20 protein-coding genes are annotated in these 19776 nt (G+C 29.1%); 13 read left to right on the forward strand and 7 right to left on the reverse strand.

Features of this window, described 5'->3' with window-relative positions:
• Positions 1-58 precede the first annotated feature (58 nt).
• The 3 genes from ychF to JL193_RS00985 all read left to right on the forward strand — a co-directional run bounded on the left by ychF (position 59) and on the right by JL193_RS00985 (position 2913).
• Complete coding sequence (gene ychF, locus JL193_RS00975) at positions 59-1150, forward strand: redox-regulated ATPase YchF (RefSeq protein ID WP_207972069.1); 1092 nt, start codon at positions 59-61, stop codon at positions 1148-1150.
• A 555-nt stretch (positions 1151-1705) separates the two neighbouring features.
• Entirely contained in the window at positions 1706-2017 is a 312-nt protein-coding gene (locus JL193_RS00980; RefSeq protein WP_207970461.1) for a transposase, read from the forward strand.
• A gap of 26 nt (positions 2018-2043) precedes the next feature.
• On the forward strand, positions 2044-2913 hold the full coding sequence (locus JL193_RS00985) for an IS3 family transposase (RefSeq protein WP_243456875.1): 870 nt from the start codon (positions 2044-2046) through the stop codon (positions 2911-2913).
• Positions 2914-2927: 14 nt separating this feature from the next.
• Here JL193_RS00985 and JL193_RS00990 read toward each other — a convergent pair whose 3' ends face one another.
• The 3 genes from JL193_RS00990 to JL193_RS01000 all read right to left on the reverse strand — a co-directional run bounded on the left by JL193_RS00990 (position 2928) and on the right by JL193_RS01000 (position 5767).
• Positions 2928-3293 (reverse strand): hypothetical protein, encoded by a 366-nt coding sequence (locus tag JL193_RS00990; RefSeq protein ID WP_207972070.1) that lies wholly within the window; start codon positions 3291-3293, stop codon positions 2928-2930.
• Complete coding sequence (locus JL193_RS00995; RefSeq protein WP_207970621.1) at positions 3271-4467, reverse strand: IS256 family transposase; 1197 nt, start codon at positions 4465-4467, stop codon at positions 3271-3273. Before JL193_RS00995 ends, JL193_RS00990 begins: the two co-directional genes overlap by 23 nt.
• 406 nt (positions 4468-4873) lie before the next feature.
• Positions 4874-5767, reverse strand: a complete 894-nt coding sequence (locus JL193_RS01000; RefSeq protein WP_207970412.1) for an IS982 family transposase — start codon at positions 5765-5767, stop codon at positions 4874-4876.
• A gap of 2014 nt (positions 5768-7781) precedes the next feature.
• Here JL193_RS01000 and JL193_RS01005 point away from each other — a divergent pair.
• The 4 genes from JL193_RS01005 to JL193_RS01020 all read left to right on the forward strand — a co-directional run bounded on the left by JL193_RS01005 (position 7782) and on the right by JL193_RS01020 (position 10594).
• Complete coding sequence (locus JL193_RS01005; RefSeq protein ID WP_207972071.1) at positions 7782-8033, forward strand: hypothetical protein; 252 nt, start codon at positions 7782-7784, stop codon at positions 8031-8033.
• Positions 8034-8282: 249 nt separating this feature from the next.
• A complete protein-coding gene (locus JL193_RS01010) occupies positions 8283-9323 on the forward strand; it encodes a BF3164 family lipoprotein (protein WP_207972072.1) in 1041 nt (346 codons plus the stop codon).
• Position 9324: 1 nt separating this feature from the next.
• Entirely contained in the window at positions 9325-9660 is a 336-nt protein-coding gene (locus tag JL193_RS01015; protein WP_207972073.1) for a hypothetical protein, read from the forward strand.
• 328 nt (positions 9661-9988) lie between these two features.
• Positions 9989-10594 (forward strand): FISUMP domain-containing protein, encoded by a 606-nt coding sequence (locus JL193_RS01020; protein WP_207972074.1) that lies wholly within the window; start codon positions 9989-9991, stop codon positions 10592-10594.
• A gap of 686 nt (positions 10595-11280) precedes the next feature.
• On the opposite strand, the gene JL193_RS01025 is transcribed toward JL193_RS01020, so the two are convergent.
• Positions 11281-12093 (reverse strand): RDD family protein, encoded by an 813-nt coding sequence (locus JL193_RS01025; protein WP_207972075.1) that lies wholly within the window; start codon positions 12091-12093, stop codon positions 11281-11283.
• A gap of 22 nt (positions 12094-12115) precedes the next feature.
• Here JL193_RS01025 and JL193_RS01030 point away from each other — a divergent pair, with 22 nt between their 5' ends.
• The 6 genes from JL193_RS01030 to JL193_RS01055 all read left to right on the forward strand — a co-directional run bounded on the left by JL193_RS01030 (position 12116) and on the right by JL193_RS01055 (position 18055).
• Positions 12116-13081, forward strand: a complete 966-nt coding sequence (locus JL193_RS01030) for a stage II sporulation protein M (protein ID WP_207973352.1) — start codon at positions 12116-12118, stop codon at positions 13079-13081.
• Positions 13081-13824: a hypothetical protein gene (locus JL193_RS01035; RefSeq protein WP_207972076.1), complete on the forward strand. Its 744-nt coding sequence runs from the start codon at positions 13081-13083 to the stop codon at positions 13822-13824. The genes JL193_RS01030 and JL193_RS01035 overlap by 1 nt, the downstream gene beginning before the upstream one ends.
• Positions 13821-15032, forward strand: coding sequence for a DUF4350 domain-containing protein (locus JL193_RS01040; RefSeq protein WP_207972077.1), 1212 nt, complete (start codon positions 13821-13823; stop codon positions 15030-15032). The genes JL193_RS01035 and JL193_RS01040 overlap by 4 nt, the downstream gene beginning before the upstream one ends.
• 3 nt (positions 15033-15035) lie before the next feature.
• Positions 15036-16040: an AAA family ATPase gene (locus tag JL193_RS01045; protein WP_207972078.1), complete on the forward strand. Its 1005-nt coding sequence runs from the start codon at positions 15036-15038 to the stop codon at positions 16038-16040.
• 146 nt (positions 16041-16186) lie between these two features.
• Positions 16187-17521, forward strand: a complete 1335-nt coding sequence (locus JL193_RS01050) for a DUF58 domain-containing protein (protein ID WP_207972079.1) — start codon at positions 16187-16189, stop codon at positions 17519-17521.
• A 192-nt stretch (positions 17522-17713) separates the two neighbouring features.
• A complete protein-coding gene (locus tag JL193_RS01055; RefSeq protein WP_207972080.1) occupies positions 17714-18055 on the forward strand; it encodes a hypothetical protein in 342 nt (113 codons plus the stop codon).
• A gap of 154 nt (positions 18056-18209) precedes the next feature.
• Here JL193_RS01055 and JL193_RS01060 read toward each other — a convergent pair whose 3' ends face one another.
• Genes JL193_RS01060 through JL193_RS01070 form a run of 3 tightly spaced genes read right to left on the reverse strand, consistent with a single transcriptional unit; the run spans position 18210 to position 19748 of the window.
• A complete protein-coding gene (locus JL193_RS01060; RefSeq protein ID WP_207973353.1) occupies positions 18210-18674 on the reverse strand; it encodes a DUF4251 domain-containing protein in 465 nt (154 codons plus the stop codon).
• A gap of 5 nt (positions 18675-18679) precedes the next feature.
• Positions 18680-19303, reverse strand: coding sequence for an IS630 family transposase (locus JL193_RS01065; protein ID WP_243456877.1), 624 nt, complete (start codon positions 19301-19303; stop codon positions 18680-18682).
• Complete coding sequence (locus tag JL193_RS01070; RefSeq protein ID WP_207971783.1) at positions 19257-19748, reverse strand: helix-turn-helix domain-containing protein; 492 nt, start codon at positions 19746-19748, stop codon at positions 19257-19259. The genes JL193_RS01065 and JL193_RS01070 overlap by 47 nt, the downstream gene beginning before the upstream one ends.
• Positions 19749-19776: the final 28 nt, after the last annotated feature.

A 19776-nucleotide genomic window follows, 5' to 3' on the forward strand; every position in this document is an offset into this window, starting at 1 on the left:
TAAGAAAGTTAACTTAATTTTAGGTTAAATAACTCTTTCGAAGATAATATATACATAAATGAAAGCTGGAATTGTAGGATTACCCAACGTAGGAAAATCAACTTTATTTAACTGTTTATCAAATGCAAAAGCGCAAAGTGCAAACTTTCCTTTTTGTACAATAGAACCCAATTTAGGAGTTGTAAATGTACCAGATAAAAGAATAGAAAAGTTAGAAGAATTGGTAAAACCAGAACGCGTTTTGCCTGCAACTGTAGAAATTGTAGATATTGCAGGTTTGGTAAAAGGGGCAAGCAAAGGAGAAGGTTTGGGAAATCAGTTTTTGGCAAATATTCGCGAAACAGATGCCATTTTGCATGTGCTAAGATGTTTCGATAACGACAATATTATTCATGTAGATAATTCTATTGATCCAGTTAGAGACAAAGAAACGATTGATATTGAGTTGCAATTAAAAGATTTAGAAACGGTTCAAAAAAGATTAGAAAGAGTAAAAAGAACCGCCAAAACAGGCAATAAAGAAGCGCAAGCAGAATTAGTGGTTTTATTAAAAATAGAAGAAACATTATTAAAAGGGCAATCTGTAAGAACTTTAGATTTTTCTGAAAAAGAATTAGAATTTGTACAGCCTTTACAGTTTATTACTTTAAAACCAGTGTTATATGTTTGTAATGTAGATGAAAACTCTGCCGTTTCTGGTAACGATTATGTAGAAAAAGTAAAAGAAACAGTAAAAAACGAAAATGCAGAAGTGATTGTGTTGGCTGTGGGAACAGAAGCAGATATTGCAGAATTAGACGATTATGAAGAACGTGAAATGTTTTTGGCAGACATTGGTTTAGAAGAAGCTGGCGTTTCGCGTTTGGTACGTTCTGCATACAAATTATTAAACTTACAAACCTATTTTACAGCAGGAGTAAAAGAAGTTAGAGCTTGGACCATTCCAATTGGTGCCACTGCGCCTCAAGCTGCAGGAGTTATTCATACAGATTTCGAAAAAGGTTTTATTAGAGCAGAAACCATTTCTTACGAAGATTATGTAACTTATGGTTCGGAAGCAAAAGTAAAAGAAGCTGGTAAGATGAGAGTAGAAGGGAAGGAATACATTGTAAAAGATGGCGATGTTATGCATTTTCGCTTTAACGTTTAGTTTTTATGGCTAGTATTTAATTTTTCTTCGACCTTGTAGAAAAATCTCTAAAATAAAAATCAAAAATTCCAATGAAGAAATTTGTTGGTTTTTTAGCATCATATCCAAAAATGTATAAGTAAATTTATTCTAATTTTTTTTAGAATAATATTTAAATTATTGGGTTGCATATCTTTAGACTATTTTTTGAAAAGTCTATTTTTATTTCTAAATTGTAACTTTAATCTCAATAGAATAATCATTTCAGAAATGAATTGTAGCATTTCATAAAGGTTTTTATAGAATTGGTTTTAAATTTCGATTTCAAGTTTCTAACGGAATATAGTACTTCGCTATGTAGTTAGAAATTTTTTATAATATCTATTTTTTTTAAAATAAAACGTTTCAGAAGAATTTATAGACATTTTAGAAAGTTTATTACTTAAACAACCAAATGATTTAAGAGTTTTGTTATGTAATTAAAAATTTAAATTATGAAAACAAAACTACTTATATACTTTAGCCCCTTATTAATTCGGAGTGATATTTTAAATTTCAAATAAATATATTTGAGATATGAAATACAAGAAATGGACATTAGCACAGAAGTTAGAAATACTATCAGTTTCAGAAGAAATCGGCATTGTTGAAGCCTGCCGAAAATACAGTGTAAGCACAGGTACTTTCTACAGTTGGCGGAAAAAGTTTGAGCACAAAGGTGAAGCTGGTTTAAAAGTTACCTATGACACTAAAAGCAAAGAACTTAAAGAAGCCGAACAAGAAAATCGTGTTTTAAGAAAATTACTAAGCGATAGAGAAATAGAACTTGAAGTGCAACGAGAACTTTTAAAAAAAAAGTTTGGAACGTCCGATCCAAGAAAGATCTAGTAGACGCTATATATAAAAAACATAAAATTAGCAAGAGTAAGATTATCAAAATGGTAGGTATTGTGTCAAGTAGCTATTATAGAAAGCCTAGTGGTGGTAAAAAAGGAAATAAGCCAACTAAAGAGACCTTTCACAAGACTAAAGGCCTGGTATTGCAGGATGACGTAGTTGCAGCTATTAAAGAGGTTTTAAAGGATGAATTTATAGATTGTGGCTATAGATTAATGACCAGTTATTTAAATAGAGACGGCTATACTATAAACCATAAAAAGCTATATAGAATTATGAAGGAAGAAGGTCTGTTGAAGCTTGACAATAGGATAGATAGAAGTGGTTCTGGACGTAAATTTGTAAAGTTTAGAAAGGTTTATACTTCTAGACCTTTGGAGTGTTTAGAGATGGATATAAAGATGGTTTGGATACCAAGTGTAGGTAAAAACGCTTATTTACTCTCGGTTATTGACGTTCACACACGTAGAATATTGAAAGACTATTTTTCCTTTAATATCAAACAAAATCACGTAATAGCGCTATTATCTGCATTGTTTGAAGATTGTGATTATCCCAATAATGTAGTTATTAGGAGTGATAATGGCAGTCAATTTATAGCAAAAAAAGTGCGTGAATATTTAGGATTAATCGGAGTACAACAAGAATTTACACACATTGCGACTCCAGAAGAGAATGCACATATTGAAGCATACCACGGAATATTAAAAAAAGAAGTATTCAAAAGGTTCGATTATCAATATTTTGGAGAAATAGAGCAAATACTAAAACGCTACGTGAAATTTTACAATAATAGAAGGATCCATGGTCTATTAGGACGAATAACTCCAATGGAAAAATGGAGTCAAGATAAACACCTTATTAGAAGAAATAAATTAACAGCTTAATTAATAATCGAAATTTAAAAGATTACTCTTGTTTTATAGGGGTCAAAACATTTTTCATTGAAATTATGATTTTGAATTTCGTATAATTTAGCTTTTTTAATTTCTAATTTGTTTTGAATTTGATTTTTTAAAGTATCATTTTTTATCCATTTAAATTTAGGAGATATTTCTTTTTGTAATTCTATTGAACCTTTTAAAGCTTTGTAATTATTAACTATAAATTTATCTGAACTTAATATTTTTCCGCTTACAATTTTATTATCTAAAGTATCATTGATTTGTTGTAATGTTAAATTAAAAAACTTAAAGACACTTTCCCGCAAAGTGTGTAAGTTAAAAATTACAGGATTAAATTTTTCATAGTTTAATCCTGTTTTCAAATATAGCCAAAAATTGGTTAAGAATGATACCCCAATTTCTAATAGGCAATGTCCATTTTTTTGTTGATTCTCTCAAAGCTAAAAATACGGATTTAATTACAGCATCATCTGTTGGATATGAGAGTTTGTTTTTAGTGTATTTTCTAATTTTCCCATTTAAGTTTTCTATCAAATTTGTGGTATAAATAATGGTTCTGATTTCTAATGGGAAATCGAAGAAAACAGTGAGTTCATCCCAATTGTTTTCCCATGATTTAATGGCATAAGAATATTTAGAGTTCCATTTATTTTTAAAGTCTTCTAAGGCTGCTTTTGCTGCTTCTTTTGTAGGAGCTGTATAGATTTGCTTCATATCTCTTGTAAAGGCTTTTTTATCTTTCCAGACTACATATTTACAAGAGTTTCTGATTTGATGAACCACACATATTTGTGTTACTGAATTGGGAAAAATAGTTTTAATGGTGTCTGTAAATCCGTTTAAATTATCAGTTGCTGTAATTAAAATGTCTTGTGTTCCTCTGGCTTTTATGTCGGTTAAAACGCTCATCCAAAAAGAGGAAGATTCGTTTTTTCCTAACCAAAGTCCTAAAACTTCTTTTTTACCATCTACTCTAAGACCAACAGCAATGTAAATTGTTTTATTGATGACTTTGGAGTTTTCACGAACCTTAAAAACGATGCCATCCATCCATACAATCAGATAAGTAGCTTCTAAAGGTCTATTTTTCCAAGCAATAATGTCAGCTGTAATTTTATCTGTGATTCTAGAAATGGCTGAACTAGAGATGTTATAATCATACAATTCTCGTATTTGTTCTTCGATATCTGTAGTACTCATTCCTTTGGCATATAAAGAAATAATCAGGTTTTCAACTCCATCTGCAGTACTTTCTCGCTTTTTAATAAGCATTGGATTGAAAGTAGCATCGCGATCTCTTGGAACTTTTATTTTAGTTTCTCCTAAATGCGTCTTTATTGTTTTGGTTCCATAGCCATTTCGTGAATTAGGATTGTTGCTTTTTTGATGCTTATCGTAATCTAAATGCGCATCTAATTCGCCTTCTAAAATCTTTTCTACACCACGTTTGTGCAGTTGTTCTATAAAACTGGTTAGTTCTGAACCTGTTTTAAATTGTTTTAAAAATTCTTCGTTTAATAAATCTTCTGGTTTCATAATAAAAGTGTGTTTATAAATTTAGTGATTATTTAATCGTAAAGTTATTTCCGAAATTTTTCCTCATGGAGCAATTTAATGATTGCTCTAGAAAAATTTCAGAATAACTTTACTTACACACTTTTTGGTTTAGTACCTATTATTTCTAATTTTCATATTCTTTTTAATTTATTTTTCATTAGAAGAAATCATTTTAAGATTATAATATTTATTATTAATAAATATTATTGATTCTATTGTGTCATTTGTCCATTTACTTTTAAAATAATCTTCATTTTTTTTTGTTATCTTCTTTTTGTTAAAATAATCAATAATTAACTTAAGGGTATCTTTAGCTTGGACATTGATTGATTGATTTCTATAATAAGTTTTTTTTTGCTTTAGCCCCTTAATAACCTGAGTTCGATTAATAAATTGTCAACTGATTAGACTTTACAGTCTGATATTTTATAGCAGGTTTTTTTGGTAAAAAGCTATATGCAATAAGACCTGCGATTATGTTTGACAAGAAATTAGTAAAACTTCTATGTCTAGAATGTTCAATTTGACAAATATTTTTGAGTTCGTCATTTACGGTTTCAATAACAGAGCGTTTACGCAGTAAAATTTTATCACTCATTGTCATTAAAGAATTCTTCATATTGTTTTTAATATGAGTAATTAAATGCAATCCATCAGCAAAAAGTAACTGCATTAAATCTTTTCCAACATAACCTTTGTCCGCATATAACTTACCATAAATTTTATCTAAAAAAGACTTCTTTTTTAATGGCGTTCTATCATCAACATTAGCTTGGGTTATGCAGAAGTTTAGGATTTCACCTTTATCATTTATAACGATATGCAATTTAAAGCCATGGAACCATCCTATAGTGGATTTTCCAGTGGTTGCAATGCCTTTAAATACTTTATTATTCTTAATTCGTTTGGGGCTGCAAACTCTAACAGGTGTAGAATCTACAAAAGAAATACCCGTAGAATTACCTAAACAACATGTCTTTAAAAATAAAGTCATTGGCATGAGGTTTTGCTGCATGAGTTCTGTAAATCTATTGTATGAAACTGTAGCTGGGAAATCATCTTGCATATGCTTTTGCAAGTAATACACGTAAAAGTGTTTAAAGGTCCTAAAACCACTAAGCTGAAACAAAATGGTAATGGTAATTACCTCGCTATTTGACATAACACTGGGACGTTTTGATGGATTGCCTAAAAGGTGTTTACTGACTATTTGGTCATATTCTTTACAAAATTCATCAACAAGACAGAAAATTTCAGTAATTTTAGAGTAGATTATCATAGATAGATTTTTAGATTAATAAATTGAAATTCAATACTTTAATTTACTGAAAATCTATCTTTTTTACTAGAAAAAAATGCCTAAATTTTAATCGAACTCAGGTTAAATAGTTCTTTTATTTCTTTGATAGTTTTTTTTGTATCCATTTTTTTTAATTTTTTGAGGTTAATATTTTTTATGCCAATATGTCAAAGAACGCAAAAACCATACCTACAACGTATCATTTTCATACCTCTAATATACAAAATAAAAACGACTTAACTTGCTGTTTAACAATATTTTACACTTAAAATTCGTTTAATTTTATAACACTTTGTTTAATTTTTCCACTTCAATCTTAAACACTTTTTTTTTTTGGTTTTTTATTTTTTTAGGTCGTATGAACAAAGTAGAAAAACAAGAGCTTTGCTCGTAGCTTTTTCACTTTGTGAAGAGTGCCACGAGAAAAAATTTGAAATTTAATGCGGGTCAAACATCATATTTTCGATTTTTGAAATTCCATAAAACAAGGAAAAAATTTTTCTTTTTTTCCGTAGGTTTTATTACATTTCTTTTCGAAAATATGATGTAATTTTGCGTTATTGTTTCTAATTTTTTACTACTCCGCAACCCTGCGGTAACGATTGTAGTGGCATCCTTTTCAAATCTCCTCAGATGATTTTAAAAGATATAACGAAAAGCGTGGTTCTCTCTATTAGAAAAAATAGAGAGAAACTGCCATAAAAAAACAAACGTTAAATAGAGCCATTTTAAGACCCTAAAAACAGTGTGTCCTTAGTAACACACACTGCCAAGTATCGATATCGGAAATTTTTTTGCTTTAATCACTCATTATCAGACATTTAACCATATATGTTAAATTCTTGTTAAAGAAAACTTTAACTTGCTGTAAACCAGCACGTTATATATTTTACTGAAAATCAGTTATTTATAAAATAATTAAAAAAGTTTTGGTATATTGAAATATACTATTTATTATCACAACTCAAAGGAGAAAAAGAAGTTCATTGATTTATGGGAATTTTTAAAAAGAAGGGTTTTTTAAACCTTATTTTTTATACACGCTTTGTACTATAATGTTCCGCGTTATGTAACTTTGCTTTGGTAAAAGCGAAGTTTAAAACTACTACATTTTCTTGTTTTTTTATTCTAAAATGTTTCTCTACAATGTTAATGGAACACTCTTTTTGCTGAACGACGATAGGAGTGAAGTGGAATGTGTGTGGAATGGTGTATTATAATGAGGTCTTAATTATTTAACTACATGTTTTTTTTGTTAAATCACGCATACCGACAAAATTTGTCGGTGTGCGTGATTATATTTGTAAGAATTTAATCTATAGAATTCCTCGACGCTCTGCGTCGGGGTAAAAGTGGAAAGTTTGAAAACCTCTAGGAATTTTGAAAGTATATTTTAAAAGTAATCACATTATCTAATTATAAAAATAAAGCCTACGATTTATAATTTACTAAATCAGTTTTTTGTTTTGCATATAAGAAAATACAAATTTTTAAACAGATTTCTTGTTTTTCTTTAGGTTAAAACATCCATGAAATTAATCGTTAACGGCTTGTTTAATCTGTTTTTCATGAGATGGCTAGTTTTAAAGAGGTTTAACCCGCATTAAAAACAAAAGTTGGTAGATATAAATTGTGAATTATATAACATTTATTTTTTTTTGTTAAATAAAGCACAAGGACAAAATTTGTCCTTGTGAGCAATTATATTTGTAAGAATTTAAATTAAAAAAACCTCTAGGAATTTTGAAAATATATTTAAATAGTATTCACACAATCTAAATATAAAAATATAGCTTATGATTTATAAACCTTAATTCAAACACCCAGAGGAAGACTTTGATACTGTGTTATCTTTTCACAGTTTTATTATTCTTATAATTACTTAACAGTTTAAGTAATTGCCATGTTCCAAAAGTAGTATGCCTCTTAAGACTTTGCAAAAATAATAATTTGAAAGGATTAAAATCCTTGTAATATTTTAAAATTTATAAAAATGAAAAAATTAATTGGAATATTAGGAGTTGCCGCTATTGCAATGGCTATGTTTTTTAGTGCAAATACTAACAATGTTGATAATTCAGATTTAGCGAGTTTATTTGCTGTTAATACAGCAAATGCCGAAGTTACAGTTAGTTCTGACCAGTGTTCCTATATTGGTCATCACGGGTTTTCATGTACAGATGGACCTTTTACATTTACTGGATGTATTTCTGACCCTACATTAGGATGTTCTGGAACTTACTAAAAGATTAAGAATATAAGAATAAAGGTATTCTTACGAATACCTTTATTTAAAAATATATATGAAATTAAAATACTAAAATAAATTAATGACATACCTTTAAATCATTATCGCTGCCTAAGGTCATGTTTTTCATACTCAAATAAAATATAAATTTATGTTAAAAATTTTTTTTACAATGTATTTCGAAATATAGTTGTTGTTTTTCTTTTTATCATATTGATATCTTGTAACAAAGAAAGAGATTTCTTTTTGGCAAAAGATGTTCATGTTTTTTCCGATTTTCCTGTAGTAGATACAGTCACATTCAATAATTTGTTTGAGCATCAATATGGAGGTGTTGACAATTTAATTTTAAAAGATTCTCTTTTGATTACATTCAACAATCACGGAAGAAGTCGAAAGGGATACCAATTCACTTCATATAACTTATTAACTTTTGAGAATTTTTCATTTTTCCCTTTTGGAAAGGGACCTTGTGAAGTTTTAGGAGCCCAGACAACGGGAATTCTTGGCAATCAATTTTGGATGTATGATATTACAACGAAAAAATTTCTTTTTTTGAAATTGAAAGATATCATACCTGGAGAATCTGGGTATAAAGAAAATTGTGTAAGTCTTTCCATAAAAAAGGACAAATCCAAAAAATTCGAACTTGGAAAAGGGTTTCTTATTAATGATACTACATATGTCTGTACAGTAATTGGTTCTATGCTAAAAAATAAATTAGCCAAGATAACATTGCCTAACTGTGAAATTACTAAAGAATATGGAAACTTTAATCAAGACAATGATAACAAGATGTTTTCTTTGAATAGAAAGGCACATATAGAACGTAGCTTTTTCTTTGCTAAACCTGATAATAACAATGTTGTGGCATTAGCATATTTTTTAACGGATAAATTTGAGATTTTTAATTTAGAAAACAATGAGAGTAGTGTGTTTTGGGGCCCCCATAAAATTAAAAATGAATTTGATGTTAATAAACAAACACCTAATCCTTATCCGCAAATTAATGATAAAACTCAAGTTACTTATGTTGGAGGATATGCAACCAAAAAACATGTTTATCTAATTTATTCAGGAAATTACTTTAGAAAAAACCTTACTCCTAATGGATTAAATCTAGCTTCAAAAAGTATTTATGTATTTGATTGGACGGGTAAGGTCATAAAGAAAATAGTTTGGAAAGAAGACGTTTCAATAAGAGCAATAGCAATTTCAGAAAATGAAGACACTTTATATGCATTTGATGAAAATAGCAATTATGTTGTTACTTCTAAATTAAAATAATATGGATTTTAAAATTGCTACTAGAAGATTTAATACCGTAATAGTATTTTTAGTTATTTGTTTTATGTCTTGTGATAAGAGTACCTCTAAAAGAATAAAAGTGAAATATGAAAAAGATAGTCTTGTTAAGGAAAAACTAATTCTCCCTCAGAGAATGATAATGTATAGGCCATTTGCTGATTCAAATAGTATTGATAGTTCCTTAATTGCAAATTCTTCTTTAAAAATATATTCATTAATAGATGGTTCATGTGTGGAATGTGTCGGTTCTATCAAAAAGTGGATTAATTTTACTAAAACGATAAATGTTTCAGTTGTTTTAAATAGTAGGAAGTGATGATGACCAATTTAGTCTATTTAAATTCGTTTGTGAGGAAGGAGAATTTGCAGAATTTAAGTACCCTTTCTTTCTTGATGTAATGAATGAGTTTTATAGTCTAAATAGAGAATTGTTTATTACTAAAGGAATTAAAACTGTATTAACGGATGCTAATAATAAAATACTCTTATTTGGTAATCCCACGCAAAGCAATACAATCCGAAAAGCTTATTTGGAGAAAATTACATCACTTAAATCTGATTAAATTATGAAAATATCTCTATTATATCTTTTATTGTTATGTTTTACATTTGTTCAAGGTCAAGTCTCTATTAATAATACCAAAATGAATAATAACACTACTGCAGAAATACCTGTTCAATTAAAAAATACAACTGAGATAAAAAACTTTATTGATACGAGAGATAATAAATCTTATAAATATGGGAAAATAGGAAATCAAATATGGATGTTAGAAAACCTAAGTTTTAATTATTCAGGTAGTCTAATTTATAATGATTCCATTAAAAACAGCAAAAAATATGGAAGACTTTACACTTTTGAAATGGCGAACAATTGTTGCCCTGTAGGGTGGCGTTTGCCGAGTATAAAAGAATGGAATGAATTAATTGAATTTTCAGGTGGATCTAACATTGCTGCTAAAGTTTTAAAGTCTACTAAATTATGGCATAAATCCGAAAATACGGGGTTGAATATTCTCAGGTTTTCCGTATATCCAGGAGGGCTTTTTACCGGTAAAAACCTTTCAAAAATTGGAGGTGTAGACAAGAAATATAAAAGTTTAGGATATGCTGGGTATTTTTGGGCTAATGATGTTTCATTATCTACTAACTTTAGTAAGTCTGTTACCTTTTTTTATAATCAGAATTTTATTTACCAATCTGGCAGTGATAGAGATTCCTATTTATCGGTACGCTGTATAAAACAATAGCTGTCTCTGAAAATGATATGGAGTTGGTGATAGAGATGAAAATGAAGTTGCTGCAGAAGGTTATGTGCATTTGAGAACAAGTTTAGAACTTTAAAAAAAGATATAATGAAGTCTTAGAGAGTTCAAAAGCTTAATTTCTATTTGACATAATGTTAGAAGTGCTAAACAAAAGAAGCTTAATCGGAGCTATACATAAAACAAGTGTATAGAAATTTTAAAGTGTGGATTTTAAGCAAGGGAAAATTTTATACTCTTGTGACAACCTAACGAAAAGCTCGTGAAAAAAATATAACGAGAATATCCTCGCCAACGTAAAGTTTAAAACGAATCTAAAAGGATAGCTTTTTTTTGGCGTTGGCAAGTGATGGATAATTGTGTTTTAAAAAATTAATGCGATAGCATAATTATTTTAAAAAAGCAATCGAGCGCATTGGCGTGCGGCAATTTTACATAACGGCTAATTATAGCTACAAAAAGCAGAATGTTTCTTATTTAGTACTAAACCCAAGAGCCGAGTGTTTAATGACCCAAGTACTTCAGTTTATTGTGTGTACAAGACTTCCTGGGATATTTTACATAATATTACATTATAGCTATCAATTATCGAAATCCCTATATAATACTAAAATGAGATGTTTGTACTATAATTTATATTATGTTAAATAGATTATTTTAAAACCATAACTCTACATCTTTTGAGTATAATAATTATAATCTTTTAAAACTGTATTTATAAATTCAGTATCGCTTTTGTGTAGAGAAACAATTCCTGTAACTTCTTGTATTTTAGATCGCAATTTTATTTGCGTTTTAAAATCGTTAAATTTCTTGGCATTCTTAAACGTTTCTTTGATAATACGAACATCGTTGTCCGATAATTTAATCACATTTGGGTATGTTGGCACATATTCATTTTCTAAGTTCACTAAAATGGTATCAGAAAATTTTGCTTCATCTTTTAAATAAATTACAACTGTATTTGCAATCATATCTCCAAAACGCTGATTTTTCTTCGTAAAGAGAATTAATAATAAACCCACCATTTTTCCGAATATAAACAACAAAACTACAATAAGATCTTCATTGGGCATTCCTACAGAAAAAATATAAATAGCAAGTAAAATAAACAAATTAAAATCTACAATTCTAAGAAACCAACGCATTATATAATCAGAAATACTAGGTTTAAATCCGTCTTCGTTAATTACTTTAATCTTCAACAATTTTTTACCAATGGTTTGTCCGTCTAATAAAATTTCGGTGTATAAAGAATAAAATGTAACCGGAATTAAAACCAACACGCTAATGGCTTGCACTGTCCAATTATCACCATTAAACATTTTTTCGAGCGCGGCAAAGTTAAATACCCTATATACAATGTACAAATAAGCAAACTTTATAACATTGTCTGCACCAAAAGCTAACAAGCGCTGCCCAACACTGGCCATCGTAAATTTTATGTTTACATTTTGTGCCGTTTTTATTTGGAGTGTTTTCATGCAATGGTTAAATTCGCTCTTAATGAGAGAGGTCGCTTTTATAAAGCAAAATAAAGAAAAATGGCTCGAATTTGAACAAGTAATTTCAAATAAAAAGAAAAAAAGTCCAGACGACATAGCCAACCTGCATATAAAAATCATGAACGATTTGGTATATGCACAAACTTATTATCCAAAAAGTAAGGTTACCTCTTACCTTAACAAATTGGCTAAGAGTAGTTTCGATAAAGTATATCATTCGAAAAGAAGAGATCGAAACGTGTTTTTGTATTTCTTTTTTGATAAAGTACCACTACTCGCCTATCAATATAGAAAATACATTTATTTGTCTTTTGCCTTCTTTTTTATTTGTTTTTTTATTGGATTGCTTTCAACTTTTAATGACGAAAGTTTTGCAAGACAAATTTTAGGAAACGAATATGTAGATCAAACCATAGAAAATATAGAAAATGGCGATGCGATGGCGGTTTATAAAGGTGGTACCAATTGGGGCACATTTATTGGAATCTACAATCACAACCAACGAATAGGATTGAATATGTTTTTATCGGGCTTGTTTTTAGGGCTAGGAACTGGATATTATATTGTGGTAAATGCAATTATGGTAGCTGTTTTTCAAGCTTTTTTCTATCAATACAATAGTTTGTTTGATAGTTTAAAAGGAATTTGGATACATGGCACTTACGAAATATTTGGCATTATTATAGAAGCCGCTACAGGTTATATCATTGGTGCAAGCATCTTATTTCCAGGCACTTTAAAAAGATTTGACTCCTTTAAAAAAGGAGTTAGAGATGCCTTTTATATTTTTATAAGTACAATTCCGTTTACATTAGCAGCAGCATTTCTAGAAGGTTATGTTACGAGATATTCTAATACAATGCCTACAATTTTATGTTTTGCAATTATTTTCTTTAGCTTAGGAACCATTGGTTATTATTATTTAATACTGCCTTTTAAAGTGGCAAGAAAATACCAATTGCGCTAATGAAAAACCTTTTTTTACTCTTTTTTTGTTTGCTGTTTTTCGGAATTACAATTTCTCAAGAATTCGAAAAAGATTCTTTGGAAATCGTGCAAGACACTATTAAAAATTCGAAGCCTGTTGTAAAAGACTCTACAAAGTATGTAAAATCAGTTGACTATTCAGAAAAAAGAAAATTTACAGAGAATTTAAAAAATAAATATTCTGATAAGGACTTTATTTACACAGAAGAGGCAGAAGAAGAAGACTCCCCTCCTATGAGTTTAGGATTTTTAAAAGCATTTGTTGCTTTTTTTAAGGTAATTTTTCCATTTCTGTTAGGTAGTTTTATTGTCTTTGTAATTCTTAAAATCGCTTTAGGAACTAAAATTGGCTTCTGGAACTTTAACAAAGGCAAAAAGAAAACTACAGAAAAACTTGTTTATGAAGATGAAGATATTCATGAAATAGACTTAGAAACTTTATTAAACAAAGCCATTGAAAATCATAATTATAGACTTGCAATTCGCTACTATTACTTATCTGTTTTAAAAGTTTTATCGAATAAACAATTAATCGAATACCATAAAGAAAAAACAAATTCCGAATATGTTTTTGAGCTAGAAAACAAAGAATTAAGAAAACAGTTTTCTTATCTTTCTTATGTTTACACCTATGTTTGGTATGGAGAATTTGTTATAGACAAAGAAAATTTCGAGAATGTGCAACAAAAATATAAATCATTTAAAAACACTGTTGACAAATGATAAAGTTTGCGTACATAAAATATACTGCTATTTTATTACTGTTTGTGCTGTTCGCAAGCTGTAAAAAAACAAATTGGCAAGAAAATTTTCGAGAAAAAGAAAAAAGTCCGTTTGGTAATTACATTATTTCAGAAGAAGCTACTCATTTATTTCCAAGAGAAAAAATTACATTTTTAAAAGAAAATTTTTACGACTTTTTACTGTTCGATAATTTAGAAGATTCTACCAAAACTAGAAACTATGTGTTGATAAAGCACAGTGCTTACCATCAAACAAAAGAAGGAACAGACCAATTATTAGAGTTTGTATCACAAGGAAATTCAGCATTTATAGCCTTAAACTTTTTTAACGAAACATTTAAAGAAGCGCTAGAATTTACCACCAATAATTTAGATAAAGACGTTTGGAGTATAAAAGGTTTAAAGAAGTTAGAAGGCGAATTTTATTTAAAAAATCCTGATTTCGGTAAAGAACCCTTTAAATTTGATAGAAATATACGTAGAAATTACTTTCTTGAATATAGCAATACTAAAACCCAAGTCTTAGGAACCACAGTTGTTGGTGGAGAAAAAGTACCTAATTTTATAAAGGTGTATCATGGAAAAGGTGCTTTTTATTTGCATACAAACCCTATTGTGTTTACCAATTATTATATGTTAAATGGTAAAGAAGAATATGCAGCAAACCTACTCTCTTACTTGCCTAGTCAAGAAATTTTGTGGGATGTACACACAAAATCAAGTAAATATTCTAATAATCATAAAAAGCAACCCTCTGTTTTTAAATTCTTTTTACAACACAAAACATTAACTTGGTTTTTATTTGTTTCTTTGGCTGGTTTGTTGCTATTTATGCTTTTTAATGCAAGAAGAAAACAACGTGCAATTCCAGAAATACCAACAAATAAAAATACAACTGTGGCGTTTACACAAACCATTGCAAATTTGTATTTAAATGAAAAAGATCATAAGAATTTAGTTGATAAAAAAATTGCATACTTTTTAGAAAAAATTAGAACTAAATATTTAATCAACACTAGTAATTTAAATACCGAATTTATTAAAAAACTAGCCGCAAAATCGGGTAACAATCTTCAAAAAACAAAATATTTAATCAATACAATTATCACTTTAAATAAAAAGACAGAATGTTCTGAAGAAGAGTTAATTGGATTGCATAAAATGATAGAAAATTTCTTTAAAAAATAATATATGGAAGCACAAAACAACGAACAAACCTCAGATAAAATAACGTTTGAAAACAGAATCGATTTAAAGGAATTACAAGAAAATGTTTTTCTGATAAAAAAGCAGTTAAAAAAAGTAATTGTAGGGCAAAAAGAGATGTTAGACTTATTGTTGGTTGCATTACTTTCAAACGGTCATGTTTTAATCGAAGGCGTTCCTGGAGTTGCCAAAACCATTACCGCAAAACTACTTTCTAAGACAATTGCTGTCGATTTTAGTAGAATTCAGTTTACGCCAGATTTAATGCCTTCAGACATTTTAGGAACTTCCGTTTACAATTTACAAACCACAGAATTTGAGTTTAAAAAAGGCCCTATTTTCTCGAACATGATTTTAATTGACGAAATTAATAGAGCTCCTGCAAAAACACAAGCGGCTTTGTTTGAAGTGATGGAAGAAAAACAAGTAACCATAGATGGCAAAACGTATAAAATGGAAGAACCTTTTGTAGTTTTAGCAACACAAAACCCTATAGAACAAGAAGGAACCTACAGATTGCCAGAAGCTCAATTAGATCGTTTTTTATTTAAAATTAATGTAGATTATCCAAATGCAGAAGAAGAATTTGACATTATTTTAAAAGAACAAGCTTTACTAAATACCACCAAAATAAGTAAAATTGAAACGGTAATTTCTGCATCAAAAATTATGGAGTTTAGAGGTTTGGTCAATCAAATTACAATTGAAGAAAATTTATTAAAATACATTGCAAATATTGTCGTGAACACACGTTCTAATTCATTTTTATATTTAGGAGCTTCACCAAGAGCAAGCATTGCTATATTAGGCGCATCAAAAGCTTTTGCAGCCATAGAAGGAAGAGATTTTGTAACACCAGAAGATATTAAAAGAGCAACAATTCCTGTTTTAGAACACAGGGTAATTGTAACACCAGAAAGAGAAATGGAAGGTTTAACGAGCAAACAAATAATCGAACAAATTATTGAAGCTGTAGAAATTCCTCGTTAGTTTTTTAGTTAGCAGTTTTCAGTAGCAGTAGCAGTTTACAGTGACAGTAAAAAAAATGTGAAAGGATATAGTGTCGCAATTAACAATTACACGATTAAACAATTACACAATTACCGAAATAAACAATTAAACATTTACGCAACAAATTGAAGCATTTTTACAAAACATTATTTTTACACAATAAATTCTTCTATTATTTAGGAGGAATTGCAGTACTCTTTGTACTTGGTTTTTTTGTACCTATATTTTTCGAAGTTTCTAAAGTGTTGCTATTTGTACTTAGTTTTTTAGTTTTTATAGATTTGTTTTTGCTTTATAAAATCAAAAAAGGTGTTGCTATTACTCGTTTTTTACCTGAAAGGTTATCTAATGGAGATGAAAATAAAATTACCTTAAAAATTAACAATAAATATGCCTTTAAAATACTTGTTTCTATTATTGAAGAATTACCATTTCAGTTTCAAAAAAGAGATTTTATTTTTCCTTTAACCTTAATTTCAAAAGAAGAAAAAAATCTTCATTATAATTTAAGACCCACAGAAAGAGGTGTTTATAATTTTGGTCATGTTAATGCTTATGTAAATTCACCTTTACAATTGGTTACTAAAAAATACGTTCTTGGAGAAGAAAAAACACTAAAATGCTACCCTTCTTTCTTAAAATTAAGAGGTTTTAATATCGCTTCTTTTACGAATCAGTCGATTTCTTATGGAACTAAAAAAATTAGAAGAATTGGGCATTCTTTAGAATTTGAACAAATTAAAGAATATGTATCTGGAGACGATATTCGAACTTTAAATTGGAAAGCAACTGCAAAAAGTAACCAATTAATGGTTAACCAATATGTAGAAGAAAAATCGCAACCAGTATATTCGATTATCGATAAAGGACGTGCCATGCAAATGCAATTTAACGAATTAAGTTTGTTAGATTACGCTATTAATGCAACCTTGGCAATAAGTAATGTAATTTTAAAAAAGCAAGACAAAGCTGGTATGTTGTCGTTTTCTAAAAAATTAGAAGATTGGATTGTCGCAGAAAAGCGAAGTTCGCAAATGTCGCTAATTTCAGAAACGCTCCACAACATAAAAACAGACTTTTCAGAGTCCGATTTTAGCACATTATACGCCGTTATTAAAAGAAAAATAACCCATAGAAGCTTGCTAATTATCTATACAAATTTCGAAACGATGGACGGTTTAAATAGGCAACTCAGCTATTTACGTGCGTTGGCAAAAAATCATTTAGTTTTGGTGGTTTTCTTTAAAAATACAGCGTTACAATCTTTAATAAACACAAAAGCAAACAATATACAAGAGGTGTACGATAGCATTATTGCAGAAAAATTTATGTACGAAAAAATAAGTATCGTAAACGAATTAAAAAAATACGGAATTCAATCTGTATTAACCTCTCCAGAAAATTTAACCGGAGATACTATTAATAAATATTTAGAATTTAAAGCTAGAGGGCTTTTTTGATTTATTATTCAAGAATGTCAGTTCGAGTGATTTTGAGGAACAAAAAATTGTATCGAGAACTATTTAAATGATAAAATGCTTATTCTCGATACAAATTTTACGCATTTCAAACATAAAATTTACTCGAATTGACAAAATTTATCAAAATACACAACAGATATCAACAACTATTATTAATTAAACAACTAAAAAATGAGTAATTTAAAATTGAAATTAAAAAAAGTAGATGCTACAAAATATGGAATTATTGTAGGAAGCGTAATGGCATTATTAACATTTATAATAATTTTTATAGGCTTTTTGTTCACTAGCTTAATCGGGTTTGGAAGCGGTATAGATAGTGGAGGATTAAGCGTATTATTTGGAGGAGGAATATTTATGGTAATTCTTGCACCAATTATGTATTTTGTTACGGGATTTATTTTTGGCTGGATTGGGTGTATGCTACTTAATTTTATACTAAAGAAAACTGGAGGTTTGGATATTGAGTTTGAAAAATCTGGTTTCGAAATTTCAGAAATTGGTAAAGAATAAATTTCTTCATAAAAAAGAAGCTGTCTCGAAAGTAGTAAAATTTGTTATTTCGACGATAATGTAGAAATCTTATTCATTGAATTTCAGTATGATAAATTTTTCGACTTAGCCCAAAATAACAGTTAAATTTACTTTTGTGACAGCCTCTTTTTATTTACTTTTTTTCTAAAAGAAGTTCTTCCCAATTTCCACCATAAGAAATTGAAGTTCTGTTAGTACTATTTATTCTTAAATCGCTTGTTTTATTAGCAAATAAAGTAAGTATGGCATTGTAATTTTCGCTTTTATCGTTAAAAGAATATTTAAGAATATACGCATTTTTTTTACTGTCATACACTTGATTGCTCTCTTTAGGAACACCTTCGAATTGAATGCCACCATCTGCATTATAGCCTCTCGATATTTGCTGCCGACCAAAATAGGGCAATTCTATATGCAAACTATCTCCTTTAATTCTAAAGAAATTAGAGTTTCCAACAAGATTAATATTGTTAGGAGTACTTCCTGGGGGTAATATATTTTCGATACCTATTACATTGTTATTTAATCCTAAAGGATTTGCCCAATTAAAAACTACTTCAATTTTTTTATTGTTTACGGTTTCTTTTAACCTACTTATACCATTTAAACATTGAAACTACTGTAAAAGGGTTTTAGATAAATTTCATAACCAGTTATGGACTTAATCGTATTCTGACTCATATCATTAACAAGTTGTTCAATTTTTGATTCAAGTATATCTAAAGTGTCATAGATTTTCATAGCGATTTTGCTTTTTAGATATTGCCATATTTTTTCAGCAGGGTTTAGTTCTGGGCAGTATGGTGGGATTGGCAATAAGATAATATTATCAGGTAGTTTTACATCTTTAGTAGAATGGAAAGCTGCATTATCGATTATAATAATTTTGAGTTCTGATGGATTGTAAGTACTCAAGTCGTTAAGATACTGTACAAAAAAGTCTTTACATACAGTATCAGTTATCATACAGAAATGCTCACCTGTTATAGGTGAAAAGCTTCCCCACAACCATTTACTTTGATAACTGTGCTTGTATTTACCTATAGGCTTTATACCTTTAGCAGTGATAACTTTTTTCTGTTTGGTAATTAATCCAAACCTACTCTCATCCTGAAAATATAGATTTACAGAAGTATGCTTATTGTTATTGAGTTTAAGTCTAAATAATTCAAATGATTTTTTAAGGTTTTTTAAAAACCGCTTCGGCTCTTGGGTCTTTTTTGTAATGAGACTTCCTTGATACTTTTAGTCTAGATTTATGTTTACGCCTACAATGTGCATAAAGCGTCCCATAATCAATCGTCTCACTAAAAGTAGCCTCTATAAGACCTTGAAGCTCCACATAAGAGGTAACTGTTGTTTGTGGATTGGTTAATTGGGTAGCTATAAAATCAATAACCCTCTCAGAAATAACACGAGTGTTATTACCGCCTACTTTTATGGTAATTAATTCTGAAAGACCGTAGCTATTATAGGTTTTTAACCATTCTCTAATTGTCTTTTCTGTAAAACCCAATTTATAAGCTAACTGACTTTGGTAAACTACCTTACCTTGCTTTACTAAAATAAGAACTTTCAAACGACCTCGTTCACGTTCCGATTTTGCTTTTCTTAATAGTGAACTCAATTCTTCTTCACTCTCTTTTACTGTAATATTTATCTGTTTTGGCATAAAAACAAGATACAAAATATTACAGTAA

This window comes from Polaribacter batillariae, assembly GCF_017498485.1.
GTDB lineage: Bacteria > Bacteroidota > Bacteroidia > Flavobacteriales > Flavobacteriaceae > Polaribacter > Polaribacter batillariae.

What these genes read in the sequence shown, in the direction of transcription:
- ychF (WP_207972069.1), top strand. Translation starts at nt 59, where the DNA reads ATGAAAGCTGGAATTGTAGGATTACCCAACGTAGGAAAATCAACTTTA.
- JL193_RS00980 (WP_207970461.1), top strand. Translation starts at nt 1,706, where the DNA reads ATGAAATACAAGAAATGGACATTAGCACAGAAGTTAGAAATACTATCA.
- JL193_RS00995 (WP_207970621.1), bottom strand. Translation starts at nt 4,467, where the DNA reads ATGAAACCAGAAGATTTATTAAACGAAGAATTTTTAAAACAATTTAAA.
- JL193_RS01000 (WP_207970412.1), bottom strand. Translation starts at nt 5,767, where the DNA reads ATGATAATCTACTCTAAAATTACTGAAATTTTCTGTCTTGTTGATGAA.
- JL193_RS01005 (WP_207972071.1), top strand. Translation starts at nt 7,782, where the DNA reads ATGAAAAAATTAATTGGAATATTAGGAGTTGCCGCTATTGCAATGGCT.
- JL193_RS01015 (WP_207972073.1), top strand. Translation starts at nt 9,325, where the DNA reads ATGGATTTTAAAATTGCTACTAGAAGATTTAATACCGTAATAGTATTT.
- JL193_RS01020 (WP_207972074.1), top strand. Translation starts at nt 9,989, where the DNA reads ATGAATAATAACACTACTGCAGAAATACCTGTTCAATTAAAAAATACA.
- JL193_RS01025 (WP_207972075.1), bottom strand. Translation starts at nt 12,093, where the DNA reads ATGAAAACACTCCAAATAAAAACGGCACAAAATGTAAACATAAAATTT.
- JL193_RS01030 (WP_207973352.1), top strand. Translation starts at nt 12,116, where the DNA reads ATGAGAGAGGTCGCTTTTATAAAGCAAAATAAAGAAAAATGGCTCGAA.
- JL193_RS01035 (WP_207972076.1), top strand. Translation starts at nt 13,081, where the DNA reads ATGAAAAACCTTTTTTTACTCTTTTTTTGTTTGCTGTTTTTCGGAATT.
- JL193_RS01040 (WP_207972077.1), top strand. Translation starts at nt 13,821, where the DNA reads ATGATAAAGTTTGCGTACATAAAATATACTGCTATTTTATTACTGTTT.
- JL193_RS01045 (WP_207972078.1), top strand. Translation starts at nt 15,036, where the DNA reads ATGGAAGCACAAAACAACGAACAAACCTCAGATAAAATAACGTTTGAA.
- JL193_RS01055 (WP_207972080.1), top strand. Translation starts at nt 17,714, where the DNA reads ATGAGTAATTTAAAATTGAAATTAAAAAAAGTAGATGCTACAAAATAT.
- JL193_RS01070 (WP_207971783.1), bottom strand. Translation starts at nt 19,748, where the DNA reads ATGCCAAAACAGATAAATATTACAGTAAAAGAGAGTGAAGAAGAATTG.